Source organism: Bradyrhizobium sp. LM2.9 (assembly GCF_054056555.1).
Genome location: NZ_JBSRYJ010000002.1, coordinates 5747820 through 5774106 on the forward strand (window position 1 = coordinate 5747820; position 26287 = coordinate 5774106).

Here is a 26287-nt window from a genome sequence, read left to right on the forward strand (position 1 = left end):
CCTCGCCAGAGGACTCTTGCCACGAAACGGCGAACATGTTGGATGATTTCATTGGTTAATTCGGCCGCCCGAGACCCTCTCCGAGACCTTGCCCGATGCCCAGCCTGTTCCGCTTCCTGACGGTCGTCGCCGTGATCGCCGGCATTGTCTATGGCGCGGTCTTCGCGCTGGCGAACTTCGTCAATCCCAAGCCGCGGGAAATGACGGTGACGATCCCGGCGGACAAATTTCTCAAGAAATAGGAGCTAGGCTGCCGGGCATGCGTGCCAGATCTTCCGCTAACAAGCCCTCAGATGCCAAGCTCACCGGCCTGTTCCTCGACATGCTCGCCGCGGAACAGGGCGCCGGCCCCAATACGCTCGATGCCTACCGCCGCGACCTCACCGATTTCTCGGAATTTCTCGGCCGCGTCGGCCATACATTTGCGGACGCCGAAACACAGACGCTGCGCGACTATCTCGCCGACCTCGACACGCGCGGCTTCAAGTCCACCAGCGTCGCGCGGCGGCTGTCGGCGATGCGGCATCTCTACCGTTTTCTCCTCAACGAGCGCATCCGGACAGAGGATCCCGCGGCGATCCTGTCCGGCCCCAAGCGCGGCCGCGGGCTGCCAAAGGTGCTGTCGATCGCGGATGTCGACCGCATGCTCCGCCGCGCCATGGAATTGAGTACGGCGGAAGATGCCTCGCCCTCGAAACGGCTGCGCGCTTTGCGGCTCTATTGCCTGCTCGAGGTGCTCTACGCCACCGGCTTGCGCGTCTCCGAACTGGTGGCGCTGCCGCGCACCGCCGCGAAGCGCGACGCCCGCATGATCGTGGTACGCGGCAAGGGCAACAAGGAACGGCTGGTGCCGCTCAACGAGGCCTCGCGGCAGGCGATGGCCGATTATCTCGCCGCGACGGAAGCCGCCAAGGAAAACAACAAGACGGACAAGAAGAACAGCGTGGCGGCCTCAAAATGGTTGTTCCCCTCGTTCGGCGAGAGCGGGCATCTGACGCGGCAGCATTTTGCCCGCGACCTGAAGGAGCTCGCGGTCGCTTCCGGCCTGCAGGCCCGGCTGGTCTCCCCACACGTGCTGCGCCATGCGTTTGCCAGCCACTTGCTTCACAACGGTGCCGATTTGCGGATCGTGCAGACGCTGCTCGGCCACACCGACATTTCGACGACCCAGATCTACACCCACGTGGTCGAGGAGCGGCTGAAGAGCCTCGTTCGCGACCTGCATCCGCTGGCGGAGAAATAGGGCTCGTGCCCCGGCTCTGCGCAGCAGCGCTATAGAAGCGCTGCTGCGCGTCCGGGACACGAGAGCCAGCCGGGACGACGATGAAACCGCCTTGACTTCGGCCACATCTCCGCAGAAAGAGCCGGGGCCTCACGATTGATTTGGCGGGCGGCCTAAGAGTGCACAAGCCAACTCATTGAAGAAGCTACACTTCTTTCCGAAGGCTCGAATCTGCTTCGCCGCCTCGCCCCGCCCTCCCTATATTGAGTTGATGCCAGACCAGATGCGCAGCTATCTCGATTTCGAAAAGCCCGTCGCCGAGCTCGATTCCAAGCTCGACGAATTGCGGACGCTTGCGGCCTCCGGCAGCGACATCACTGATGAGATCGGGCGAATCGAGGACAAGGCAGCGCAGGCGCTGGCCGACCTCTATCTGAACCTGACGCCGTGGCAAAAGACGCTGGTCGCGCGGCATCCGCAGCGGCCGCATTTCAACGACTTCATCAAGGGCCTGATCACCGAGTTCACTCCGCTCGCCGGCGACCGCAAGTTCGGCGAGGACGAGGCGCTGGTCGCCGGCTTCGGCCGCTTCCGCGGCGAGGCCATCTGCGTGATGGGCCAGGAAAAGGGCGATTCCACCGAGAGCCGCATCAAGCATAATTTCGGCATGGCGCGGCCCGAGGGCTATCGCAAATGCGTGCGGCTGATGGAGATGGCCGAGCGCTTCGGCCTGCCGGTGCTGTCGCTCGCCGATTCCGCCGGTGCCTATCCCGGCATCGGCGCGGAAGAGCGCGGCCAGGCCGAGGCGATCGCGCGCTCGACCGATGCCTGTCTGGCGCTGACCGTGCCGAACGTCGCCATCATCACCGGCGAGGGCATGTCGGGCGGCGCCATCGCCATTACCACCGCCAACAAGGTCCTGATGCTGGAGCACGCGATCTACAGCGTGATCTCGCCCGAGGCAGCCTCCTCGATCCTCTGGCGCGACGGCTCCAAGGCGCAGGAAGCCGCCAACAACATGAAGATCACCGCCCAGGACATGCTCCGGTTCGGCGTAATCGACAGCATTCTGAAGGAGCCGGTCGGCGGCGCCCATCGCGACCCCGCCGCCATGATCGCCACCACGGGCGACGCCATCGCCAAGGCTTTTGACGAGCTCCGCGGCCTCGACGGCGACGCCGTCCGCAAGCACCGACGGCAGAAATTCCTCGATATCGGCCGGAAACTGGGCTGATTGGGGCGATTTTTCGTGTCCCGGACGCGGTGCGGCACGAAGTGCCGCTCCGCAGAGCCGGGACCCAGAACGTTCCGGAGATCGCCTCAAGCATGGGCCCCGGCTCTGCAACGCACCGCTGAAGGAGCGCTGCGCTGCGTCCGGGGCACGAGAGACCTGTCCCGAGCCCCCGGTAACCCCGCATTAACCCTTTTTTTGCCCAAATCAGCGATCTCAGTACCGGTGGCCGCAAGGCCCAAGTTAGGGCCCAGTTTAAGTCTTCGTTGACCACACCTTTGGGCCAACGGGCTCGTGATCCCCGCTCGGGTTGCGACCACATGCCCCAGAGGTTAGAATTTTAATCAATGGCTTCAGGGCATAAGCGCTGGAGCGTGATTTCGAAAAAGCCCGTTGCGACGGGCCCGGATGGCCGGTCGGATCATGCTTCAAGATTGGGGTTTGCGCGATGCCCGGCACGGTGTGGGGTCCGTCTTGATTTCTCGTTCGCTTGCTCGCGCGGTTTTGGCTTCGGTTGCGCTTGCCGTCAGCATTGTGCTGGCCGGCTGCGATACCGATCAGGTCTCGCTCGCGACCAACGCCAAGGCCAACCAGCCGGTCCCGCCAAAACTTCTCGCCGCGATGGTCGAGAAGGACATGGACCTGCAATCGCCGATTCTGGTGCGCCTGTTCAAGCAGGAGGCCGAGCTCGAGATCTGGAAGCAGGCCCGCAACGGCCAGTTCGCACTGCTCAAGACTTATCCGATCTGCCGCTGGTCGGGCGATTTGGGGCCGAAGGTCCGTGAAGGCGACCGCCAGGCGCCGGAGGGATTCTATTCGATCAATCCCGGCCAGATGAATCCGCAATCGGCCTATTACCTCTCGTTCAACACCGGCTTTCCCAACGCGTTTGATCGCGCGCTCGGCCGTACCGGCTCGCAGCTGATGGTGCATGGCGATTGTTCTTCGCGCGGTTGCTATGCGATGACCGACGAGCAGATCGCCGAGATCTATTCGCTCGGGCGCGAGTCCTTCTTCGGCGGCCAGAAAGCGTTCCAGTTCCAGGCCTATCCGTTCAAGATGACGCCGGTGAACATGGCCAAGCACCGGAACAACCCGAACATGCCGTTCTGGAAAATGATCAAGGAAGGCTATGATCATTTCGAAGTGACGCGGCAGGAGCCGAAGGTCGATTTCTGCGAGAAGAAGTACGTCTTCGACGCAACCAAGGCGCCCGACGCCAAGCGTGATCCGGTGTTCGACGCCTCGGCAAAATGTCCGGCCTATGTGATCCCCGAGGACATCGCCCGCGCCGTGCGCGAGAAGGATGCGCGCGACCAGGCCGAGTACAACAAGCTGGTTTCGCGCGGCACACCGGTGGCGCGCATGAACACCGGCATCGACGGCGGCATGAACAAGATCTTTGCCGCGAAGATTCCGGAAGGCTCGACCGGTCTGTCCGAGGGCGCCGAAGGCACGACCTTGCAGATGCTGGCGATGGCGAAGGCGCCGGGCACGATCCCCGGCCACGTCAATCCGCCGAAGCCGAATCTCGACGCAGCCGCGCCCTCGCCGCAGGCAGAGCCGGTCGTCGCCGTCAGCGCGCCCGCCAACGCCCGTGTCGCCAACGCCGCGCCGGCTGAGAAAAGCCGGCTTCTTCTCCAACCTCGGCCGCAAGATGGGCATGGGCACCGCCGATACCACGGCGACCACGCCGCCGCCGCAGGCCACCGCGTCCGTCGCCCCGGCCGCGCCGTCGACAACGCCGCCCACCGCAGCGTCGAGACTGAAAGCCGCAGTGACCCGGTTCGTGCCGGGACACGACAAATCCAAAGATACGGCCAAGGAGGCGCCGAAGCCGATCGTGGCCGCCAAACCCGCCGAGCCGGCGAAGCCCGACACCCGCCTCGCCGCGACGCGCCCGGCGCTGAAGCCGTCGGTATCGGATGGTGCAGGTGAAGCGACACAGATCATGGGAGCTGCGCCGGTCGTGTCATCGAACTCCTTCGACAGCCGCTTTGGGGCGGTGAAGTAGGACGAATCTAATCGCTTACAACGGTTTCCTGCATTTTAGGTGCCGCCGTTGCGCCAGCAGCGTGCCTGATACTATTCAAGTCCAAGAAGCTGAGACTTGGACCGGGAGCAAACCGAGGAGATCGCTGGCACACTTTGGACGGAGAGCGAGATCTCCGCAGTGGGTCGATAGCTATTTTCAGATGTTGACCTCCGAGAGGGCGGGCGTTGCCTACAGCAAGGCGCAGAATCGGCGCCAGCTCATGACGACCGTGCGTCGGTCTGAAGGCTTGATCGAACGCAAGCTTCAAAACATCTCCGCCGTTCTCGATATGCTCGGAACGCAGTGGATCAACGGCTACAAGCCGTTAACGCACGATCAGGATGCTTTGGTGGCTGCCGTCGAGCGTAACGTCGGACGAGCGCCGGATTTTCTTTGCCCTGCGAGCATCGACATTCAACCGCTGACGCTCAACGATGATGCCGTCTTCGTTGCTCCGCCATCTGTTGCAGACTTCGAGAAGACAATGACACCCGCCGGCTGGTCGGAAAGTTGGTCCCAGCCGAGCGCGATGCCAGGAATCGTCAATTGGGGAAAGCCGCCTGGCGGATGACGTTCGCTGGGTTTCCGACCAGCGTTTTGGCTCATGTCTGGGCTACTTGCACTTGATGATATCCTGCTTAAGATATACAAATATATTGTATATCTTGGAGCAAGCAATGTTGGTTTCCAAATGGGGCAACAGCCTTGCGGTTCGCTTGCCCAAGAGACTCGTTGAAGCCTTGAACCTCGCCCCCGGCGACGAACTCGACGTCGTGAAGGCCTCGAAAGGCCAGATCGCGGTGGAGAAGATCGACAAGCGGGCAGAATTTCTCAAGCAGGCGGAACAGTTCCAATTTCCCCTGCCCGAAGGCTACGAATTCGACCGCGACGAGGCGAACGAGCGGTGAGCGCTTTCTTCGACAGCAACGTCCTGATCTATGCCTTTTCGACCGACGTCCGGCGGCAGCGCGCATTGACCACGATTGCCGGCGGCGGTGTCATCAGCACACAGGTGCTGAACGAGTTCACCAACGTGTTGCGCAAGAAGCAGAAACAGGATTGGCCTGTGATCGAAGCTGCGGTGCAATCGATCCGGTTTCGCTTTCCGGATACTGCACCGCTCACCGCCGACACGCACGCCGCGGCGCTTGCGCTTGCCCGCGACCACACGCTTGCTTTTTACGACGCGCTGATCATTGCCGCTGCGATCGAAGCCGGATGCGACACGCTCTACAGCGAGGACATGCAGCACGGCCGCAGCATCGGCGGACTCACCATTCTCAATCCGTTTCTCGGAAGCACGCCGTGAACGCCCGACACCAAGCGATCTGACAGTCCGCAAGTTATCTACGGCGCCAGATACCGCAGCAGCTCCGGATTGCCCTTCACCTCGCCCGCCTTGCCCTGCAGCGCGACGCGGCCGCGGTCGAGCACATAGGCGTAATCGGCAACGCGCAGCGCGAGATCGAGGTGCTGCTCGACGATGATGACGGCGATGTTTTTCGCGAGCTCGATCAGGCGTTCGGTGATCTCCTCGATCACGCCGATCCAGACGCCTTCGGTCGGCTCGTCCAGCAGCAGCAGTTTTGGGATCGCCCAGCATGGCGCGGCCGATGGCGAGCATCTTGCGCTCGCCGCCGGAAAGCGTGCCGGCGGGCTGGTCGAGGCGCTGGCCGAGCTTCGGGAAGATGGTCAGCACGTGGTCGACCGCGTCGGCCTTCCTGCTCGCAAGCGAGCCGACCGCGAGATTGTCGCGCACCGACAGGCGCGCGAACACCGAGTGCTCCTGCGGCACGTAGCCGATGCCGGCGCGCACGCGCTCCTGGGTGGCGCGGCGGCTGATGTCGCGGCCGTCGAAGGCGAGTTCGCCCTTCCACGCCGGCAGCTCGCCGACGATGGTCTTCATCAACGTGGTCTTGCCGGCACCGTTGCGGCCGAGCACGGCGACGCCGCCGCGCCAGGGAATGCCCAGGTTGACGTCGAACAGGACCTGGCTGCGGCCATAGCCGGCATCGAGATGCTTGATGTCCAAAAATTCAGGCACGGCGCAGATAGATCTCCTGGACGGATTTGTTGGCCTGGATCTCCGACACCGTGCCTGACGCCAGCACCTTGCCCTGGTCGAGCACGGTGAGACGGTCGCAGATATCGCGGATGAAATCGAGGTCGTGCTCGACGATGACGAGCGAGCAATGCTTTTTGATCGGCTGCAACAATTCGCCGGTGACGCGGCGCTCCTCCAGGCTCATGCCGCCGGTCGGCTCGTCGAGCAGCAGGAGTTTCGGCTTGCCGGCAAGCGCCATCGCGATCTCCAGCCATTGCTGCTGGCCGTGCGACAGCGCCGCCGCTGCATCGAAAGCGCGGTCGGCAAGGCGAAATTGCGTCAGCATGGTCATGACCTGGTCGTGCAACGCGCCCCGGGTGCGCGAGAAAACGAGGTCGAGCAGCGAGGACTGCGCCTGGAGCGCGAGCAAGATGTTGTCGTAGAGCGTCAACGACGGCAGCACGCTGGTGATCTGGAATTTCAGGCTCATGCCGGCGCGGGCACGCTCGGTCGGCGTGAACGCAGTGATGTCGGTGTTGACGAAGGAGACCTTGCCCTGCGTCGGCACCTCGGCGCCGGCAATGCACTTCATCAGCGTGCTCTTGCCGGAGCCGTTCGGGCCGATCAGGCCGTGAAACTCGTTCTCGCCGACGGTGAGCGCGGCGCCATCGAGCGCAGTGAGCTTGCCGAAGATTTTTTTGACGCCGGCGGCTTCAAGGAGCGGCATTGCGCTTCTCCTTTTCGGTCTCCTTGGGCCTTGCGCCAAAACTGCCGACCCGCTCGCGCTCGCCGAGCACAAAGCTGATCAGGCCGAGCGGCCGGAACAGAATCACGAGCAACAGCAGCACGCCAAGGATGATCGGCCAGACCTCGCGGTAATTGTCCGACAGCCAGAAACTGACGCCCTCGACGATGACGGCGCCGATGACAGCGCCGATCAGCGTGCCGGAGCCGCCGAACAGCACATAGAGCACGACTTGCGTCGAGACCACGACGCCGACCATGTTGGGCCAGACAAACCCTTCGTGGAAGGCATAGAGGCTGCCGGCGAGGCCCGCGACGGCGCCGCCGATCGCGAAGATGATCGCCTTCAGATGCTGCGCCTTGTAGCCGAAGAAGGCGATCCGCTGCTCGTTTTCGCGCAGGCCCGCCAGTGCAAGGCCAAACTGCGAGCGCACCAGGAAGCGGCAGAGGAGATAGACCACAATGAGGATGCCGAGCACGAGATAATAGAAGGACGGCCCTTCCGAGAATTCGTAACTGCCGAGCGTCATCGACGAAATCGAGGGGATGCCGTTCTGGCCGCCGAGATAGTACCAGCCGCGCGCGAGGCGATCGGCGGCGTAGGAGCCGGTGAGTGTGCCCAGCGAGACGAAGATCACGCTGGAGGGATGCCGTCCCAGCAGCAGGAAGCCCCCGAGCAGCAGCGCGAAGGTCAGGCCGATCAGCGTTCCCGCGGGCAGCACCAGGAAGATGTTGGTGATATCGAGGTCGCGCGCGAGCAGCGCCACACCGTACCCGGCTGAGCCGAAGAACAGCGCCTGGCCGAAACTCATGATGCCGGCATAGCCCCACACCAGATCGAACGACAGCGCGAACAGCGCGAGGATAATCACGCGCGTAGCGAACACCGTGAGGTAGTCCTGCAGCACCAGCGGTGCGAGCAGCGCCGCGACGAGCACGACGCCCTCCACGATCGGCAGGACCTTTCGTCCCGAAGCGGCCTGCCCTGCCGTCCCGCTGCCACCCATTGCGACGTCCGCCTCCCCGCCGATCTCAGCGGGGATCGCCTGTTTTACTGCGCCCATCGATTTCGGCATTCGACCTTAGCATTCCTTGGGATCGACGAGCCCGTCGCTGCGTCCGACGATCTCGTAGTTTCCAGCCTTGGCGACCGCGGTGTACATCTTCATCTTGCAGTGCCGCTTGCCCGGCACCATCTCCGCTGGTCCGCCCGGTCCTTCAGCGATCTTGGCGTGGTCGAGGGCTGCGGCCACCGAGTCGCGATCGACCTTGCCGGCCTCCTTGACGGCCGCTTCCCACAGCTTGAGGCCGCGATAGGTGCCGGTCGCGGCACTGCCGGCCGCGAACAGGAAGTTACCCGGAAAATCCTTCTCGTAGGCCGTCTGGATCTTTGCGTCGAACGGGTTCTCCTTGGTCAGCACCTTGAAATAATCGAGACAGCTTGCGAGCCCCTCGATCTCGGCGGCCTGGTTGATGTTGAGCGTGTTCTCGTCATAGTAAACGCAGGCGAGACGCCCACCGTTCTTGAGGAAGCCCGCTTCATAGAGCTGCTTGAAGAACGGGCCGACACCGGGCGGAATGACGGTGTTGAAGACGACGTCGACCTTGTTGGAGATGATGCGGTTGACGGTCGAAGAGAAATCGACCTGGTCAAGCGGGTAGTATTCCTCGAACACGACCTCGCCGCCGTTGGCCTCGATCACCTTGCGGGCGTAGACGTTGAGCGTGTGCGGCCAGACATAGTTGGCGCTCGGCAGCGCGAATTTCTTGCCGCCGTTCTTGATCAGCCAGGGAATGAATTCGTCGCACTGCTGCGCCGGCGTCGGCCCGGTGCAGAACAGATAGGGCGTGCACTCCTTGCCTTCATAGAGCTGCGGATAGATGTAGAGCGTCTTGCCGCGCGCGACGATCGGATCCTTGATCGCGTTGCGCATCGACGAGGTGATGCCGCCGAGCACCATGTCGACCTTGTCGCGCTGGATCAGCTTTCGGACGTTGCCCACCGCGACCGATTCGTTCGACGCGGTGTCCTCGATGTAGAGCTCGAGCGGACGGCCGAGCAGGCCGCCGGCATCGTTCATCTGCTTGACCAGCATCTTGGCAACGTTGGCGTCCGCCGTGCCGGCGTACGCAATCGGGCCGGTGAGGTCCGTCGCGATGCCGACCTTGATCGGACCTCCCGCTGCATTGGCCCAGGGCGCCGGAATCACCCAGCTGCCGACACCGGTCGCGACTGCGCCGGTTGCGAAGGCGAAATTGGAGAGGAAACGACGTCGGGTGAGATTGGTGCGTTCTGCAAACATATTTAAACCCCTCTTCCAGCGATGAGGCCCTGTGGCCGGAATTTGATGAAAACAATGGCAAGCACGAAGACGAGAACATCGGCGACGACGGGCGCCATCACCCAGGGCAACGCGGCGCTGAGCGTACCGATGACGCCGGCGCCAGCGACCGGCCCGATGAAGGAGCCGACGCCGCCGACCATGACGGCGACAAATCCCTGGATCAGGAAGCGCAGGCCGAGATCGGCGTAGAGACTGAACACGGGGACGATCAGTGCACCGGCAAGGCCGGCAAGCGCGGAGCCGAACGCGAAGGTGGCGCCATACATCAGCGGCGTTGAAATGCCCGAGGCGCGCGCCAGCGACGGGTTTTCCAGCGTGGCGCGCATGCGCAAGCCGAAGTTCGTGCGCGACAGCAGGAGATAGCAGCCCGCCATCACCAGCAGGGTGATGACGATGATGGTGAAACGCCAGGCCGAGATGTGCATGGCGCCGATGTCGATCGAGCCGCCGATCGGCTCCGGCACGGTGAGATAGAAGCCGCCGATCAGTCCGCGCACGGTCTCACGGATGATCAGGCCGAGCGCATAGGTGCCGAGCATGGCCACGATCGGCGCGGCGTAGAACCGGCGAATGATCAGCGCCTCCAGCACGAAGCCGAGCGCGCCGACCACGAAGGGCGCCGCGACCATGCCGGCCCAGATCGGCAGGCCCTTGGCGTAGGCCAGATAGGTGATGTAGGCGCCGAGCAGGACGAACTCGCCCTGTGCGAAGTTGAAGATGCCCATCATGCTGGCGATGATCCCGAGCCCCAGCACGATCAGGACGATGATCGCACCAAAGCTCAGAATCTCGAACGCCGCGACGAACGCGTTAGCCATGCGCTACAATCCCGCTCGTCTGCATCCATGCCTCGCTCACATCTTCTTCCAGTCGCCGATCTGCTCGAAGGCGTGGGCGGCGCGGTAGATGGTGGTTTCCTCGAACATGCGGCCGACCAGCATCAGGCCGACGGGCAGGCGCCGTCGACCATCCCGCAGGGCAGCGACATCGCGGGATGGTGGGTGATGTCGAACGGCGCGGTATTGGAGATCATCTCCAGCGCGCGCGCGACGTAGTCTTCGCGGCTGGCCGTGGGCTCCGGCAGCTTGGTCGCCTTCATCGGTGTGGTCGGCAGCAGCAGCAAATCGTAGTCCTTGAAGGCCTTGTCGTAGGCCGCGGTCAGGCGTCGGGAGATGTTGAGCGCCTTGCCGTAATAGCGGGGACCAAAAGTGTTGTTGATGTAGGTGCCGAGCAGCAGGAACAGTTTTGTGGTCTCGGACAGTGAATCCGCCTGCCGCCGCCAGCCACGATGGAAATCCATCAGCGTAGTCGAATAGAGGTCGGACCGGCTCAGGCCGTAGCCGTCGCCATACATCATGGTCTGGGTCATGCCCTCGGTCCCGATCGGCGTCCAGATCGCGGGGCCGACGAGATGCATCGGGATCGAGACGGTCTCGACCGTGGCGCCGAGGTCCCTAAAGCGTTTTGCGGCTTCGCGAACGCTTTCGTTGACGGCGGCTTCCGCGGTCGCCTGCTCAAAGCCTTCCTTGAGGATGCCGATCTTCATGCCTTTCACGCCCTGGCCGAGCGCTTTGGTGTAGTCCTCGACCTTGGGCGCCTTGATGCGCGGATCGTAGCCGTCGTCGCCGGCGAGCACTTCGAGCAGCAGCGCATTGTCAGCGACGGTCGCGGTCATCGGGCCGGTGTGATCGACGAAAACCTCGATCGGCATGATGCCGGTGTAGGGCACGAGGCCCCAGGTCGGCTTCATGCCGTAGGTGCCGCAGAACGAGGACGGCATGCGGATCGAGCCGCCCTGGTCGCCACCGATCGCCATGTCGACCTCGCCGAGCGCGACGACGACGCCTGAGCCCGAGGACGAGCCGCCGGCCGAATAGCCCATCTTGTGCGGATTATGCACCGCGCCGACCGCGTTGGTGTGGCTGCCGCCGGACATGCAGAAAGATTCGCAATGCACTTTTCCGGCGATCTCGGCGCCGGCATCGAGCATACGGGTGACGATGGTGGCGTCGAAATCGGGAACGTAGCCTTCGAGTGTCGCCGAGCCGTTCATCATGGGAACGCCGGCGAGCATGATGTTGTCCTTCAACGCGACGGTCTTGCCCTTGAGCTTGCCGCTGGCAGCGCCCTTCACGGTCGACTTGCGATACCAGGCGTTGCGCGGGTTCTCTTCCGGTGAGGGCCGATAGCCCGGCGTGCGCGGATATTTGACCTCCGGCACCTCGTCCGGCATGGCGCCGACGAGATTGTAGGCTTCGATCGAGCCCTGCATCAGGCCGCGGAACGAGGCGACATCGTCGTCGGTCAGCGAAAGGCCGCACTGGTCGGCGACACTGCGAAGTTGGGCTGGCGTGGGAAGGACAACTGTCACGGCGCTCTCCTCAAAGGCTTCTTGATCCCTGGCGTTGGAGCCTTATGGGCGCGCGTGCACGGCGCGGGCCGGTCGGCTCCACTTCGATATTACAGACGGAAATATTTTCCTTTTCAAGTATTATTTCGCGAATGTGCCGGACCGGAGGGACGACCTGAGGTCAGAGCGTCTTGATGAGCCTGAAGTCGAGGCCGTCCGCTTCGGCGAGGTACATCGGCATCTCGGCGCGGCCATCGCGGATGGTGACGGGACCGCGGCCTGCCGAATAGACGGTGTTGCGCGCCGCCTTCAGCAGCGGACGCAAGGCCAATGAGCCGGCACGGTTGGCGACGGACTCCAGGAACCGCAGCCCCTCATAGTTCGACTGGCCGACCGAGCCGACCGGCGGCGCGTGCGGGCCGAACATGGCCTGATAAGCGCAGAGGAATTCGTCATTGGCGCGCGAGGCCATGCAGTTGAAATAGCCGGAGGCGCAGAACAAGTTCTCGGTGTTGTCGGCACCGATGCCGAGCAGCACGGTCTCGTCCATCGCGCCCGCGAGCCGCAGCGTCGAGGTCGCGAGGCCCGCTTCCGCGAAGGCGCGGTTGAAAGGTGATGCTGTCGGTGCCGATCAGCGAGATCAGCACCACGTCCGGCTTGGCAGCGCGGATGCGCGCCAGATGCGCCTCGTGATGGTCTTCGCCGACGGGGACGAACTCCTCGCCGACGACCTGGCCGCCGGCTTCCTTGATGTAGCGCTTCACCGCGCGATGCGACAGCCAGGGCCAGACATAGTCGCTGCCGATCAGATACCAGCGCGCCGCCTTCTTGACATCCGCGAGCCAGTGGATCGACGGCCGGCTCTGCCAGCGCGGCGTCTCGCCGATCGCCATCACGCCTGGCGTGCGCTCGCCGCCCTCATAGACCGGCGTGTAGATATAGGGGATCCGATTGCCGGTGACCTTGCGCAAGGCAACGCGCACGGCGCTGATATGCGAGCCCATGATGAGGTCGACCTCGTCGAAGGCGATCGCCTGCTCGGCGCGCCGCACCACCTCGTCAATCGGGCCGCCGGAATCGTAGATCGACAGCTCGAGCTCGCGACCCAGAATGCCGCCGCGCCTGTTGATCTCGGCAACCGCCAGCATTGCGCTGTTGGTCGAGGTCGGGCCCCAGATTCCGGGCGAGCCGGTGAAGGTGAGAAAATTGCCGATGCGGAGCTTGTCGCGCGCGCCGCGGCGCTTCATGAAATGCGCGTCGATCGGAGACAGGTCGAAGTCGGTCGCGACGGGCGACAGATTCCGCAACAGCATGGACGGCGGCAACGCCGGACCGCCGTGAGCCGGGAAGTTTACCGTCGTGTGCACGCCAACTCCTGTCTGGCACCAGACCTGAAAGCACATTGAGCAGGCGGCCGCGGCATCCGCCCTTTTGTTGGGCAATATCCTATTTTGAAAATATTGAATATTCAAGAATTGAAGTGCATATAGATGCAGCATCGATTGCAAGACATTCACTCATTTGGGTCAAGACAAAGTCTTAGCCGTGGCAAAACCAAACTCCCCGATCACCGAACACCTCGCCTACCTGCTCGCGCAAGCTAACCGGGAGATCAACCGGCAGCTCGAACTGCGGTTGAGCAAGGAAGGCGTGCCCGTCGAGCAATGGCGCATCCTGAAAGTGCTGTCGGATGGCAACGGCCATTCGATGGGCGAGCTTGCGGATGCCGTGCTGCTCAACCATCCGACGCTGACCAAGATGATCGACCGCATGGTCTCGGACACGCTGGTCTACCGCGTGCAGGACCCGAACGATCGCCGCAAGGTGCTGATGTTCATCTCCGATCGCGGCAAGGTGCTGAGCAGGAAGCTCAACTCGCTTGCGGTCGACCAGGAGGAGCACATCCTGGAAAGCTACGGCGACAAATCGACCAGCGAGTTGAAGCGGCTGCTGGAGAGCTTGATCGACAGCTCGAATTGAGCTGCGAACTCACGTCGTCCCGGCGAAACGGGGCAAGCCGCGCGGCACACACTCAGTCGTTATCGCCCGCGAAAGCGGACGATCCAGTATTTCAGAGATAGTAATTTCTGAACCGAGAGGTTGCGGCGTACTGGACGCCCGGTCAAGCCGGGCGACGACAGCGTAATTTAACGGCTAAGCGTACCGCCCATGGCAGTGCTTGTACTTCTTGCCGCTGCCGCACGGGCAATCCTCGTTGCGGCCGATCTTGCCCCAGCTGGCCGGGTTTTTGGGATCACGCAGTGCCGCGTCGGTGGCCTGCGCTCCGAGCGAGACGTGGGCGAGCGCCATTTCGTCCTCGCCGGTGTTCGGATCGAACTTGTGCGCTTCCATCTGCGGCAGCACCGGGGCTTCCTGCTCCGGCGGCACGATCTCGACCCGCATCAGCTGCGCCGTGACGGCCTCGCGAAGGTGCGCGCTCATCTCCTGGAAGAGATTGAAGGCCTCGGTCTTGTACTCCTGCAACGGATCGCGCTGGCCGTAGCCGCGCAGGCCGATGACCTGGCGCAGATGGTCGAGCATGATCAAATGCTCGCGCCAGAGATGGTCGAGCGTCTGGAGCAAAATGGTCTTCTCGACGTAACGCATCACGTCGGGGCCCCATTGCCCGACCTTGGCGGCCATGTGCTCGTCGGCGCGGGTCTCGATGCGCGTGAGCAGCTCCTCGTCGGCGATGCCCTCTTCCTTGGCCCAGTCCTCGACCGGCAGATCGAGATCGAGCACGCGCTTGAGCTCTTCCTTCAAGCCCGCGACGTTCCACTGCTCGGCATAGGCATGCTCGGGCACATGCTTGGCCACGAGGTCGTCGATGAAGGCGTGACGCATGTCAGTGACGGTCTCGGCGACGCTGTCGTCCTTCATCAGGTCGACGCGCTGGTCGAAGATCACCTTGCGCTGGTCGTTCTGGACGTTGTCGAACTTGAGCAAATTCTTGCGGATGTCGAAGTTGCGGGCTTCGACCTTCTGCTGCGCCTTCTCCAGCGCCTTGTTGATCCAGGGATGGATGATGGCCTCGCCCTCTTGCAGGCCGAGACGCTGCAGCATGCTGTCGAGGCGATCCGAGCCGAAAATGCGCATCAGATCGTCTTCCAGCGACAGGAAGAACTTCGAGCGGCCGGGGTCGCCCTGACGGCCGGAACGGCCGCGGAGCTGGTTGTCGATGCGGCGGGATTCGTGGCGCTCGGAGCCCATGATGTAGAGGCCGCCGGGCTTCTTCACGGTCTTGGCGGGCTTCGAACCCTTCGCCGGCTCGATCTCGACCTCTTCCTCGGCCTTCAGAACGATGTCGCGGAAGTGCTCGATGTCGGCCTTGATCTGTTCGATCTTCTTGGCCTTCTCGGCCTCGTCCTCGATGCCCCCGGTCTCCTGAAGGATCCGCATATCGAGCGAGCCGCCGAGCTTGATGTCGGTGCCGCGGCCGGCCATGTTGGTCGCGATCGTGATCGCGCCGGGCACGCCGGCTTCCGCGACGATATAGGCTTCCTGCTCGTGGAAGCGCGCGTTCAGCACTGCGAACAGCTTGGCCGGCTTGCCGGCGCGGGCGGCGGCGTACAGCTTCTGCATCGAATTTTCGTTGCCGAAATCGATCTGCCGGTAGCCGTGCTTCTTCAGATATTCGGCGATCACTTCCGATTTTTCGATCGAGGCGGTGCCGACCAGCACCGGCTGCAGTCGCGCATTGGCGCGCTCGATCTCGGCCAGGATCGCGGCGTATTTCTCGTTCTGGGTGCGATAGACTTCGTCGTCTTCGTCCAGACGAGCGACCGACAGATTGGTCGGGATTTCCACGACCTCGAGCTTGTAGATGTCGAACAATTCGTCGGCTTCGGTCAGCGCCGTGCCGGTCATGCCGGCAAGCTTTTCGTACATCCGGAAATAGTTCTGGAAGGTGATCGAGGCCAGCGTCTGGTTCTCCGGCTGGACCTGGACATGCTCCTTGGCTTCCAGCGCCTGGTGCAGGCCTTCGGAATAGCGCCGGCCCTGCATCATGCGGCCGGTGAACTCGTCGATGATCACGACCTCGTCGTCGCGGACGATGTAGTCCTTGTCGCGGGTGAACAGCGTGTGGGCGCGCAGCGCCTGGTTGATGTGGTGCACGACGGAGACGTTCTCGACGTCGTAGAGCGACTCGCCCTTGAGCTGGCCGGCATCGCGCAGCAGCGTCTCGATCTTCTCCATGCCGCCTTCGGTGAGCGTCACGGTGCGCTGCTTCTCGTCGACCTCGTAGTCGGTCTTGTCGAGCTTGGGCAGGAAGCCGTCGATGGTGTTGTAGAAGTCGGAGCGGTCGTCGAGCGGGCCGGAGATGATCAACGGCGTGCGCGCTTCGTCGATCAGGATGGAGTCGACTTCGTCGACGATCGCGTAGAAGTGCGGCCGCTGGACCATGTCCTCGAGCCGGTACTTCATGTTGTCGCGCAGATAGTCGAAGCCGTATTCGTTGTTGGTGCCGTAGGTGATGTCGCAGGCATAAGCCGTCTTGCGCTCGGAATCGTCCAGGCCGTGGACGATCACGCCGGTGGTCATGCCGAGGAAGCCGTAGATCTGGCCCATCCAGGCGGAGTCGCGGCTGGCGAGGTAGTCGTTGACGGTGACGACGTGGACGCCCTTGCCGGCGAGCGCGTTGAGATAGACCGCGAGCGTCGCGACCAGCGTCTTGCCTTCGCCGGTCTTCATCTCGGCGATGTCGCCCTCGTGCAGCACCATGCCGCCGATCAGCTGGACGTCGAAATGGCGCTGGCCGAGCGTGCGCTTGGCGGCTTCACGGACCGTGGCGAAAGCGGGGACCAGGAGGTCGTCCAGCGTTTTGCCCTCGGCGATCTCTTTCCTGAAGTCGGCGGTGCGGGCCTTGAGCGCCTCGTCGGAGAGTTTCGAGACCTCGGGCTCCAGCGCGTTGATCGCGCTGACGCGGGACTGATATCCCTTCACCCGCCGGTCGTTGGCGGAGCCGAAAAATTTGCGGGCGAGCGCGCCGATCATGCCTGGTTCCTGTGTTCGCGATTCAACCGCGTTGCAGCCGAGAGGTTGTCACCCGCCTGCCCATCAACTCACCGTGACGCCTGGTGGCGCCGGAGCCCGGACTGCGGGGTCCATCCGCCATATGGGTGGGAGTTGGGCAAGTCTGGGTTCAACGGCCAAAAACGCAGCAAAATAAACGCCATCGCCATGGACGCGACCGCGCAGAGATATGGCCCGGTCAGGGCCTTGTCAACGGCGGGCGCATTGCGGCTAATTCATCATTTTGACAGACTTTTCGCGTTGCCAAGGCCCCCTGAATTGGGCGAGTGTCCGCCCCGCTCGAGCAGCCCCCTGCTTCAACAAAAGGATTTTCCATGACCACCTCGTTCCCGGTAACAACCGGCCAGCGTTTCCGCCACGCGTCCGCCCTGGCTGGCTGCCTCGCTTTGGCGCTGTCCCTGGCGTTCGCGGGCCCGCTCCGGGCCGCCGACGATCCGGTACTGGCGAAGGTCAATGGCGCGGAAATCAAGAAGAGCGACGTCGCCATGGCCGAGGAGGAACTCGGGCCGAGCCTCGCCCAGATGGACCCGGCGACCAAGGACGAGAACGTCCTGTCCTTCCTGATCGACATGAAGATCGTCGGCAAGGCCGCCGAGGACAAGAAGGTCGCCGACGGCGAGGAGTTCAAGAAGCGCCTCGCATTCGCCCGCAACCGCCTGCTGATGGACAGCCTGCTCGCCGGCGAGGGCAAGGCCGCCATCACCCCGGACGCAATGAAGAAGGTCTATGACGAGGCCTCCAAGCAGATCACCGGCGAGCAGGAAGTTCGCGCGCGCCACATCCTGGTCGAGACCGAGGACGAGGCCAAGGCGGTGAAGGCCGAGCTCGACAAGGGTGCCGATTTCGCCGAGCTCGCCAAGAAGAAATCCAAGGATCCGGGCTCGGCCGACGGCGGCGACCTGGGCTTCTTCACCAAGGAGCAGATGGTGCCGGAATTCTCGGCGGTCGCCTTCGCGCTCGAGCCGGGCAAGATCTCCGATCCCGTGAAGTCGCAGTTCGGCTGGCACGTCATCAAGGTCGAGGAAAAGCGCAGCCGCAAGGCGCCGGACTTCGAGCAGGTCAAGGCCCAGATCGAGCAGTATGTCACCCGCAAGGCCCAGGCCGACTACGTCGCCAAGCTGCGCGCGGAAGCCAAGGTCGAGCGGCTGGACCAGCCGGCCGATGCGGCAAAGGACGCCCAGCCGGCTGATGCGGCCAAGCCTTCCGATGCCAAGCCTTCCGATGCGAAGCCCTCCGACAGCAAGATGGCGCCCCCGGCGAAGAAGTAAGAATTCGCTGTCGCTTCACGGACGCCAATAGTATCTAACGTCGCAATGGCCGGGCCAAAAGTGCGAAGCACGTCTTCGCACTGGATGTCCCGGCCATCTGCATGTCCAGACCTCACCAAGGCGCCCCGATGTCCTCCTCCGTTTCTCCCCTCGCCCCGAAAAACGTTCCCGACATGCCCGTGATCGCGGGCGTCCGCCTTGCGACGGCCGAGGCCGGCATCCGCTACAAGAACCGCACCGACGTTCTGCTCGCGGTGATGGACAAGGGCACCGCGGTCGCAGGTGTCTTCACCAAATCGAAATGCCCGTCCGCGCCGGTGGAATGGTGCCGCGCCAAGCTGAAGGGCGGCAAGGCGCGGGCGCTGGTGGTCAATTCCGGCAATGCCAATGCCTTCACCGGCAAGACCGGCCGCAGCTCCACCGCGCTGACCGCGAAAATCGCGGCCAAGGCCGTCGGATGCCCCGAGGGCGAGATCTTCCTGGCCTCGACCGGCGTGATCGGCGAGCCGCTGGATGCGACCAAGTTCGACGGCGTGCTCGGGCGTCTCGCGGAAACCACCGAGGCCGGCGATTATCTGGCGGCCGCCAAGGCGATCATGACCACCGACACCTTCCCGAAGGTCGCGACCGCGACCGCGAAGCTCGGCAAGGCCAAGGTCACGATCAACGGCATGGCCAAAGGCGCCGGCATGATCGCGCCCGACATGGCGACGATGCTGTCGTTCGTCTTCACCGACGCACCGATCGCGCCCGCGGCGCTGCAGGCGCTGCTCAAGAGCGGCGTCGAGGACACCTTCAACGCAGTGACGATCGACGGCGACACCTCGACCTCGGATACGCTGCTGGCCTTTGCCACCGGTGCTGCCGCCGAACACGGCGCGCCAAGGATCAGCCGCGCCGGCGACCCGCGCCTGAAGGCCTTCGTCAAGGCGTTCAACCAGGTGCTCGCCAATCTTTCCGAGCAGGTGGCCCGCGACGGCGAAGGCGCCCGCAAGCTGGTCGAGATCACCGTCGAGGGTGCCAAGACCAAGGCGTCGGCGCGCAAGATCGCGATGTCGATCGCCAACTCGCCGCTGGTGAAGACCGCGATCGCCGGCGAGGACGCCAACTGGGGCCGCGTGGTGATGGCGGTCGGCAAGGCCGGCGAACCGGCCGACCGCGACAAGCTCTCGATCTCTTTCAACGGCATCCGCGTCGCCAAGAGCGGCGCGCGCGATCCGTCCTATGACGAGGCGCAGGTGTCGGAGGCGATGAAGGCGCCGGAGATCTCGATCAAGGTCTCGCTCGGCCTCGGCAAGGGCCGCGATCGCGTGCTGACCTGCGACCTCACCAAGGAGTATGTCGCGATCAACGGGGATTACAGGTCGTAGCCCATCTCCTCGCCCCGTTCTTGCGGGGTGAGGGACCGCTGCCGCATCGACGCTGACAACCGGCCTCGCGGAGAGTCCCTCTCATCCGGATCAAATCACCCCGAGATCCGTGCGTCCGCGAGCGCCTTCTGGAACAGAGCGTTCATCGCGTCCGAAATGCCCTGGGTGGGGCTAACCTCGAAATAGAATCCTGGCGAAGCGCAGCTCTCCATGTTCTGCGCGATCTCGCTGTTCGGGGACGGCCCCCATGTCCCGGCGTTGAACGGCGCGATCCAGTCCTTGTACCAGCTGTCAGTAGGAGGCTGATACGTTGTGTACAGCACCGCGACCTTGATACCGCGGTTCTTCAACGTCGTGCACAGCGCGGGATTGATAGGTGACTGACAGCGCGGCGCTATGTTTCCCCAATTCTTATTGTACATCGTCTTCAGGCAAGAGGCATTGCTTTCATCGGCGACGCCGTCCGATACAAAAAACAAATACTTCAGGGGGGCGGAAGATGTGCCGGCTCCCGGCGAGGCGATTGCGCTATTGATTGCGGGAAAGATGGTGGTGAAGGGAGTATCCTTATCGGCAGTAAAAGCGTCATTCTGACCGGCGACCGACATCAGGTCGATGTTTCCCGCCGCAGTCTTGGCGGACGTCAGACTCGACGAGAGCGAAAACAGATTTCTCAATCCGATCGTTGCTGACGCAGCGCCGAAATCGTAGATCGCCATCCTGAACTGGTTCGTGTAGGTCTGCGTGTTCCGGGCTGTGTCCATCAAGTTCGCGCTCGCCTGGCGCACCACGTCGATTCGGGTAGTGATGCCATTTGCTTTGGCAATGTCGTAGTTGCTTGTGCCGGCCTTCTTGGAGGTGTCGTGACACGCGAATGCGCATCCACCGGTCTTTGCCTGCAAATTCGTTATGTCGGTCGGTGTCGCTGCGACACCCATCGACGGAGAATTGTCCAGCAGGAGATAGAAGTCGATATAGAGCGGCATGCTGGCCGTGGCCGTGGAAGTGCCCGACATCGCCACCGTGCTCTTGCCGATCACGCCGAGAAACATCGTGTTGATGGTCGCGGAAAAATTGACCGTCGAGGTTACCGTAGAGCCAGTCTTTGAGACGACCGGCGTCACGCTGGTGAGCGTGTATCCGTTCTGATTTGCCCGGTTGGCGTCGAAGATGTTCTTGGCGTCGGTGACGCCGGCCGCAATGGATCCGTCCGCCGTCATGGTGCCAGCCGCGAGGAACGCCGGCGAATTCTTGGCAATCGAACCGACGCTGGCGGCGTCCGCCGCAGCCTGCAGCTTGGATCTGATCTGCGTCGCCCGCGAATAGTCGATCCCGCAGCCGACCGCGGTGATCAGCGGGACGCAGGTCAGCGCGAAGATCACTGCGATGTTGCCGCGTTGATCGAGACCGAACCGTTGGAGAATTGTGCGAAGCGCGGCACGCATAGGTGGGGATCCCGGAGTCTGAGCTTTTCCACTCTAGGAACCGTCGATTAAATATGACTTATGGGGACCTCGGAAACCGGGCCGTAACGGGTTAACGAACCGTTACGGATGATCTTCAGCGAGCGACATTCCAGGCATGGCCGATCTCAAACTGACACTGGTGGTGGCCTGCGCGCTTGTCGATGCCGACAAACGCGTCCTGATCGCGCAGCGCCCCGAGGGCAAGACGCTGGCCGGCCTCTGGGAATTTCCCGGCGGCAAATGTGAACCCGGCGAGCGGCCGGAGCAGAGCCTGATCCGCGAGCTCCACGAGGAGCTCGGCATCACCGTCGCCGAACCCTGCCTGGCCCCGCTGACCTTTGCGAGCCACGGCTACGAGACCTTTCATCTGTTGATGCCGCTCTACATCTGCCGGCGCTGGGAAGGGCAAGTGCTGCCGCGCGAAGGCCAGGCCCTGGCCTGGGTCCGCGCCAACAGACTGCGCGACTACCCGATGCCGCCCGCGGACATTCCGCTGATCCCGCATTTGATCGATTTGCTGATGTGAGAGGTGCGGTGCCCGGGACGCAGCGCAGCGCTTCTTCAGCGATGCGCTGCTGAGCCGGGGCCCATGCTTGCCGCAGGGCTGGGTCCCGGCTCTGCGCAGCAGCGTAAGAACGCTGCAGCGCGTCCGGGACACACGTCACTCCTTCCCCGCCTTCTTCACCGCCTCCGCCAGGCTCGCCTTCGCCGACCCCGGCTTCAGCGGCTGCTGCTGGCTCGCATGCGGGGCCCAGCCCGAGAGCCAGATGATGTCGAATGTCGCATGAATGCGGCCGTCGACATCGGCAAAGCGTTCGGCATAAATCTCGGCCATCCGCAGCAGCGTCGCGCGCCGCGACAACGTACGGCGGCGCTCGATCAGCACATTGGCCGCGCCCATGCGGCGGAGATCCTGCATCAGCGCAAATGCATTGGCGTAACGCACCACGACGCGGTCGACATCGGTGACCGGCAGCGCAAAGCCTGCCCGCTGCAACAGCGCGCCGATGTCGCGCAAGTCAGCGAACGGCGCCACGCGCGGCGACACGCCGCCTTCGCATTCAGCTTCCGCCGCGGCGAACGCCTGCCGCAGCTCGGTCAGGCTGTCGCCACCGATCATCGCGGCGAGCAGCAGACCGTCCGGCTTCAGCGCACGACGGATTTGCGCGAGCACGCCCGGCAGATCGTTGACGAATTGCAGCGCCAGCGCCGACACGACGAGGTCGAGGCTCTCCGGTGCAAAGGGAAGTGTCTCCATACCCGCTGCGTCGAGCGCGATCCGCTCGACGCAAGGCAGTCGTGCGCGCAACGCCGCAAGTCCCTCGCCGGGCGTCCAGAGATCGGCTCCCGCGTGAAACTCGCGCATCACAGCAGCCAGCCGGTCGGACATGTCCTCGGCGACCCGATCGAGCAGGAAGGTGACCTCGCCCTGCGCCTGCGCGCGCCGCTGCCGCGCATGCAGCAAGGCGCGATCGAACAGAGCGGGCGGGGTCTGGGAGGGCTGAGCCATGCCGCTGGTTACGCCGATCCAAGTCGTTCTGGCAATCGCCTCTGTTCTGTCCCGGACGCGGTGCGGCACGCAGTGACGCTCCGCAGAGCCGGCGCACGAGAGTGCTGCTTGAGCCGACAAGCGCGGAACGCTAGCTTCTCCCCATGGACGCCTCCGCCCCTTCCCGCTCGCTCTCCGGACCCTTGCGGGCCGCATGGACGGCCGGCCGCCATGCCCTGTCGCGTGCGGCGCGGCTCGCGCTCGACATCGCGCTGCCGACCTTGTGTGTGTCCTGCCGCGAGCCAGTCGATGGCGAGGGCGTGTGCGCGGCCTGCTGGGCGCGGCTGTCGTTCATCGAACGGCCCTACTGCCCGCGGCTCGGCATTCCCTTTGTGTATGACCCCGGCCCCGACATGCTGTCGATGGAGGCGATCGCGAGCCCACCGGCCTACCAGCGGGCGCGCGCCGCGGTACGTTACGACGACGTCGCGCGCACCCTGGTGCATGCGCTGAAATACCAGGACCGCACGGATTTGGCGCCCGCCATGGGCCGCTGGATGGCGCGTGCGGGTGGCGAGCTGCTCAGCGAGGCCGATATGCTGGTGCCTGTTCCCCTGCATTGGCGAAGGGCCTGGCGCCGCCGCTACAACCAGTCCGGGGCGCTGGCGCGGATCATCGAGAGGCAGAGCGGAGTGAAAGTGAAGGCCGAGGTGCTGCGCCGGGTACGCGCCACCGAGCAACAGATCGGCCTGTCGCGGGCCCAGCGCGCCACCAATGTGCAGGGCGCATTCCAGGTATCGCCCGACCGTCAGGCGGAGGTCCAGGGTCGGCGCATTGTCCTCATCGACGACGTCCTGACCTCGGGTGCGACGCTGGATGCCTGCGCGCGGGCCCTGCTCCGCGCCAAGGCGGCCCAAGTGGACGTGCTGGTCTTTGCCCGGGTTGTCGAGAGCCGGTGAAGTCCCATATAATTCAATGAATTCATGACATGAGAGCGCCAGACAACATGACCGCTGCTGTGGAGATCTACACAAGGCCGGGCTGCGGCTATTGTTCCGCCGCCAGGTCCCTGCTGACCCGCAAGAAGGCAACCTTCACGGAGTTCGATATCGCCAGGAACCCGTCCTGGCGCCAGGAGATGTACGATCGCGCCGGAGAAGGCACGACCTTCCCGCAGATCTGGATCGGCGGAACCCATGTTGGGGGCTGCGACGAACTCTATGCGCTCGACCGCGGCGGCAAGCTCGACGGCATGCTTGAACATGTGAAGGCGGAGTCATGAACGAGATCGGGACCTTCACCGCGGCCATGGTGCAGATGCGCACCGGCCTGATGCCCGAGCCGAGCCTCGCGCAGGCCACCAAACTGATCCGGCAGGCTGCGGCCAATGGCGCCGACTACGTGCAGACGCCCGAAGTCAGCAACATGATGCAGGCCAACCGCAAGGCGCTGTTCGAGCACCTCCAGAGCGAAAACGACGACAACTCGCTGAGGGCGTACCGGGCGCTCGCGGCGGAGCTGAAAATCCACATCCATGTCGGCTCGCTGGCGCTGCGCTTCTCAGAGGAGAAAGCGGTCAACCGCTCCTTCCTGATCGGGCCCGAGGGCAGTGTGCTCGCGAGCTACGACAAGATCCACATGTTCGACATCGAGCTGCCGGACGGCGAGAGTTATCGCGAATCCGCCAATTACCAGCCGGGCGAGACCGCCGTGATCTCCGACCTGCCCTGGGGCCGCGTCGGGCTGACGATCTGCTACGACGTGCGCTTCCCCGCGCTCTACCGCGCGCTGGCCGAGAGCGGCGCATACTTCATCACGGTGCCCTCGGCCTTCACCCGCAAGACCGGTGAAGCGCATTGGCACGTGCTGCTGCGTGCACGCGCGATCGAGACCGGCTGCTTCATCTTCGCCGCCGCGCAGGCCGGCCTGCATGAGAACAAGCGCGAGACCTATGGCCATTCGCTGATCATCGATCCCTGGGGCGAGATCCTCGCCGAGGGCGATGTCGAGCCGGGCATCATCATGGCCAGGATCGATCCGGCCAAGGTCGAGACCGCGCGCCGCGCAATCCCCTCGCTCCAGCACGGCCGCCGCTTCGGCGTCGCCGACCCCAAGGCCGGGCCGGACCATCTGCACCTCGTGCGGGGATCGGCATGATCCGCTACGCGCTCCACTGCGACCGAAACCACGACTTCGAAAGTTGGTTCCAGAGCTCGTCGGCATACGATTCGCAGGTGAAGCGCAAGCTCGTGACCTGTCCGATCTGCGGCTCGGCCAGGATCAACAAGGCGATCATGGCGCCTCGCATCGTCGGCAAGAAAGGCCGCGGACCCGCGACGCCGCCCCCGGAGCCCGTGGCTGCGACCACGCCCGAGGCTACACTGTCCGGACCGACCTCGCTGATGATGGCGCAGGAGAAGGAGCTTCGCACCAAGCTCAAAGAGCTGCGCGATCACATCGTGAAAAACGCCGACAATGTCGGCGAGCGTTTTGCGAACGAGGCCCGGGCGATGCATTACGGCGACAAGGAGCACCGTCCGATCTACGGCGAGGCTTCGCCCGACGAAGCCAAGTCGCTGATCGACGAAGGCATCGAGGTGTCGCCGCTGCCGACGCTGCCGGAAGACCGGAACTAAACTGCCACCAGCACCGCCACGCCGACCACGATCAGCCCGATGCCAAGAATCTCGCGTGCCGCGATTGGCTGCTTGAACGAGTAATACGCCACGGCCTGCGCGAACAGCACCTCGATCAGAGCGAGCGTGCGGACGTTGGCGGCGGCCGTCAGCGCGAACGCGAGGAACCAGAACTGCGAGGCGAACGCGCCCATGAAGCCCGCGAGCAGCGAGGGCTTCCACAGCCCCAAAATCGCCTGAAGCACCTTCGGCGCGCGCCAAAGCAGATAGATCGTCAGGATCAGCGTCTGCACGAACAGGCCGAGCACCAGCGTGAACGATGCTGCCGTTACAAAGGACACGCCTGGGCACGTTGATGATAGCACCGCGGAAACCGACCGCTGACAACGCGAACGCCGCCGCGGCGACCAGACCGGTGATGGTCGGCTTGAGTTCGGCAAAACTCTTCTCACCGCCGGGCCGCAGCGCGGTGACGACGACGCCGATGGTCGCGATCACGATCGCCAGCACCTTGAGCCAAGTCAGGTGATCGCCGAGGAAGACGAAGCCGAAGATCGCCGTCTGGATCGCCTCGGTCTTCAGGTAGGCCGTCGTCACCACGAAGGACCGGTCATTCATCGCCAGCAGCATCAGGCCGGTCGCCACGATCTGGCTGAGCGCGCCGAGCAGCAGCCACGGCCAGAACACGGTCGGCGGCATGCCGAGATGATCGCCGGTCGCGACCAGCACCACGGCGAGAAACAGCAGCGAGAACGGGAAGCCGAACAGGAAGCGGATATTGGTCGCGCCCCAGGTCCCCAGCGGCTTCGTCAGCGACCGCTGCATCGCATTGCGCGCGACCTGAGCCGAGCGCGGCAATGACGGTGAAGGGAATCCAGAGGCTGGCGATGGTGAACATAGGGGATGGCGAGTGGGTGAGAGAGGAAGTTGAGGCAACGTGCCGCTAGCGCTCAAGCAGGTCAATCACGCGGATGTCATGGGTGCGATGCTTGCGCGGCAAATTCAGCGTCGTCCTGGACAAGCGAAGCGCTGATCCAGGACGACGCCGAATGC

21 protein-coding genes and 5 pseudogenes are annotated in these 26287 nt (G+C 63.8%); 15 read left to right on the forward strand and 11 right to left on the reverse strand.

Annotated features, from left to right (window positions below):
* Nucleotides 1-95 precede the first annotated feature (95 nt).
* From ACVWW3_RS29770 to ACVWW3_RS29800, 7 genes and pseudogenes are all read left to right on the forward strand, one after another.
* Nucleotides 96-242 (forward strand): histidine kinase, encoded by a 147-nt coding sequence (locus ACVWW3_RS29770; RefSeq protein ID WP_456647778.1) that lies wholly within the window; start codon nucleotides 96-98, stop codon nucleotides 240-242.
* Nucleotides 243-259: 17 nt separating this feature from the next.
* Nucleotides 260-1243, forward strand: a complete 984-nt coding sequence (gene xerD, locus ACVWW3_RS29775; RefSeq protein WP_456647777.1) for a site-specific tyrosine recombinase XerD — start codon at nucleotides 260-262, stop codon at nucleotides 1241-1243.
* Nucleotides 1244-1493: 250 nt separating this feature from the next.
* Complete coding sequence (locus ACVWW3_RS29780) at nucleotides 1494-2456, forward strand: acetyl-CoA carboxylase carboxyltransferase subunit alpha (RefSeq protein ID WP_247340112.1); 963 nt, start codon at nucleotides 1494-1496, stop codon at nucleotides 2454-2456.
* A gap of 471 nt (nucleotides 2457-2927) precedes the next feature.
* Nucleotides 2928-4467 (forward strand): annotated as a pseudogene (locus tag ACVWW3_RS29785) (L,D-transpeptidase family protein).
* Nucleotides 4468-4648: 181 nt separating this feature from the next.
* A complete protein-coding gene (locus ACVWW3_RS29790; protein WP_456647775.1) occupies nucleotides 4649-5059 on the forward strand; it encodes a hypothetical protein in 411 nt (136 codons plus the stop codon).
* A gap of 106 nt (nucleotides 5060-5165) precedes the next feature.
* Entirely contained in the window at nucleotides 5166-5396 is a 231-nt protein-coding gene (locus ACVWW3_RS29795; protein WP_247340121.1) for an AbrB/MazE/SpoVT family DNA-binding domain-containing protein, read from the forward strand.
* Entirely contained in the window at nucleotides 5393-5797 is a 405-nt protein-coding gene (locus ACVWW3_RS29800; RefSeq protein ID WP_247340122.1) for a PIN domain-containing protein, read from the forward strand. Before ACVWW3_RS29795 ends, ACVWW3_RS29800 begins: the two co-directional genes overlap by 4 nt.
* A 38-nt stretch (nucleotides 5798-5835) precedes the next feature.
* Here the strand turns inward: ACVWW3_RS29800 and ACVWW3_RS29805 are convergent.
* The 7 genes and pseudogenes from ACVWW3_RS29805 to ACVWW3_RS29835 all read right to left on the reverse strand — a co-directional run bounded on the left by ACVWW3_RS29805 (nucleotide 5836) and on the right by ACVWW3_RS29835 (nucleotide 13374).
* Nucleotides 5836-6532, reverse strand: a pseudogene (locus ACVWW3_RS29805) (branched-chain amino acid ABC transporter ATP-binding protein).
* On the reverse strand, nucleotides 6525-7259 hold the full coding sequence (locus ACVWW3_RS29810) for an ABC transporter ATP-binding protein (protein ID WP_247340128.1): 735 nt from the start codon (nucleotides 7257-7259) through the stop codon (nucleotides 6525-6527). The pseudogene ACVWW3_RS29805 and the gene ACVWW3_RS29810 overlap by 8 nt, the downstream one beginning before the upstream one ends.
* Complete coding sequence (locus tag ACVWW3_RS29815) at nucleotides 7246-8352, reverse strand: branched-chain amino acid ABC transporter permease (RefSeq protein ID WP_247340132.1); 1107 nt, start codon at nucleotides 8350-8352, stop codon at nucleotides 7246-7248. Before ACVWW3_RS29815 ends, ACVWW3_RS29810 begins: the two co-directional genes overlap by 14 nt.
* A 6-nt stretch (nucleotides 8353-8358) precedes the next feature.
* On the reverse strand, nucleotides 8359-9579 hold the full coding sequence (locus ACVWW3_RS29820) for a substrate-binding protein (protein ID WP_247340133.1): 1221 nt from the start codon (nucleotides 9577-9579) through the stop codon (nucleotides 8359-8361).
* A 2-nt stretch (nucleotides 9580-9581) separates the two neighbouring features.
* Nucleotides 9582-10439 carry a branched-chain amino acid ABC transporter permease gene (locus ACVWW3_RS29825; protein ID WP_247444663.1) on the reverse strand — a complete coding sequence of 286 codons (858 nt, stop codon included), beginning with the start codon at nucleotides 10437-10439 and terminating at the stop codon, nucleotides 9582-9584.
* A gap of 36 nt (nucleotides 10440-10475) precedes the next feature.
* A pseudogene (locus ACVWW3_RS29830) lies at nucleotides 10476-11992 on the reverse strand (amidase).
* 160 nt (nucleotides 11993-12152) lie between these two features.
* Nucleotides 12153-13374, reverse strand: a pseudogene (locus ACVWW3_RS29835) (substrate-binding domain-containing protein).
* Nucleotides 13375-13516: 142 nt separating this feature from the next.
* Here ACVWW3_RS29835 and ACVWW3_RS29840 point away from each other — a divergent pair.
* Nucleotides 13517-13951 carry a MarR family winged helix-turn-helix transcriptional regulator gene (locus ACVWW3_RS29840; protein WP_247340138.1) on the forward strand — a complete coding sequence of 145 codons (435 nt, stop codon included), beginning with the start codon at nucleotides 13517-13519 and terminating at the stop codon, nucleotides 13949-13951.
* A 174-nt stretch (nucleotides 13952-14125) separates the two neighbouring features.
* Here the strand turns inward: ACVWW3_RS29840 and secA are convergent, their stop codons facing one another.
* Nucleotides 14126-16966: a preprotein translocase subunit SecA gene (gene secA / locus ACVWW3_RS29845; protein WP_247340140.1), complete on the reverse strand. Its 2841-nt coding sequence runs from the start codon at nucleotides 16964-16966 to the stop codon at nucleotides 14126-14128.
* 353 nt (nucleotides 16967-17319) lie between these two features.
* Here secA and ACVWW3_RS29850 point away from each other — a divergent pair, with 353 nt between their 5' ends.
* A complete protein-coding gene (locus ACVWW3_RS29850) occupies nucleotides 17320-18273 on the forward strand; it encodes a peptidylprolyl isomerase (protein WP_456647773.1) in 954 nt (317 codons plus the stop codon).
* Between the two features lie 128 nt (nucleotides 18274-18401).
* Nucleotides 18402-19643, forward strand: a complete 1242-nt coding sequence (gene argJ / locus ACVWW3_RS29855; protein ID WP_456647772.1) for a bifunctional glutamate N-acetyltransferase/amino-acid acetyltransferase ArgJ — start codon at nucleotides 18402-18404, stop codon at nucleotides 19641-19643.
* Between the two features lie 95 nt (nucleotides 19644-19738).
* Here the strand turns inward: argJ and ACVWW3_RS29860 are convergent, their stop codons facing one another.
* The gene (locus ACVWW3_RS29860) at nucleotides 19739-21088 is read right to left on the reverse strand and encodes a TadE/TadG family type IV pilus assembly protein (protein ID WP_456647771.1); all 1350 of its coding nucleotides are present in this window, start codon (nucleotides 21086-21088) and stop codon (nucleotides 19739-19741) included.
* 136 nt (nucleotides 21089-21224) lie between these two features.
* On the opposite strand from ACVWW3_RS29860, the gene ACVWW3_RS29865 reads away from it, so the two are divergent.
* The gene (locus tag ACVWW3_RS29865) at nucleotides 21225-21635 is read left to right on the forward strand and encodes a (deoxy)nucleoside triphosphate pyrophosphohydrolase (protein ID WP_456647770.1); all 411 of its coding nucleotides are present in this window, start codon (nucleotides 21225-21227) and stop codon (nucleotides 21633-21635) included.
* Nucleotides 21636-21770: 135 nt separating this feature from the next.
* Here the strand turns inward: ACVWW3_RS29865 and ACVWW3_RS29870 are convergent, their stop codons facing one another.
* A complete protein-coding gene (locus tag ACVWW3_RS29870) occupies nucleotides 21771-22619 on the reverse strand; it encodes a methyltransferase domain-containing protein (protein WP_354106876.1) in 849 nt (282 codons plus the stop codon).
* A gap of 143 nt (nucleotides 22620-22762) precedes the next feature.
* On the opposite strand from ACVWW3_RS29870, the gene ACVWW3_RS29875 reads away from it, so the two are divergent.
* The 4 genes from ACVWW3_RS29875 to ACVWW3_RS29890 are packed head-to-tail and all read left to right on the forward strand — an operon-like array spanning nucleotide 22763 to nucleotide 25234.
* On the forward strand, nucleotides 22763-23557 hold the full coding sequence (locus tag ACVWW3_RS29875) for a ComF family protein (protein ID WP_354106875.1): 795 nt from the start codon (nucleotides 22763-22765) through the stop codon (nucleotides 23555-23557).
* A gap of 47 nt (nucleotides 23558-23604) precedes the next feature.
* Nucleotides 23605-23880 carry a glutaredoxin 3 gene (gene grxC, locus ACVWW3_RS29880; RefSeq protein ID WP_354106874.1) on the forward strand — a complete coding sequence of 92 codons (276 nt, stop codon included), beginning with the start codon at nucleotides 23605-23607 and terminating at the stop codon, nucleotides 23878-23880.
* Nucleotides 23877-24755: a carbon-nitrogen hydrolase family protein gene (locus ACVWW3_RS29885; RefSeq protein ID WP_354106873.1), complete on the forward strand. Its 879-nt coding sequence runs from the start codon at nucleotides 23877-23879 to the stop codon at nucleotides 24753-24755. Before grxC ends, ACVWW3_RS29885 begins: the two co-directional genes overlap by 4 nt.
* On the forward strand, nucleotides 24752-25234 hold the full coding sequence (locus tag ACVWW3_RS29890; protein ID WP_247353116.1) for a DUF1178 family protein: 483 nt from the start codon (nucleotides 24752-24754) through the stop codon (nucleotides 25232-25234). The genes ACVWW3_RS29885 and ACVWW3_RS29890 overlap by 4 nt, the downstream gene beginning before the upstream one ends.
* Here ACVWW3_RS29890 and ACVWW3_RS29895 read toward each other — a convergent pair.
* Nucleotides 25231-26132, reverse strand: a pseudogene (locus ACVWW3_RS29895) (EamA family transporter). The gene ACVWW3_RS29890 and the pseudogene ACVWW3_RS29895 sit on opposite strands and share 4 nt — an antisense overlap.
* Between the last annotated feature and the right edge of the window lie 155 nt (nucleotides 26133-26287).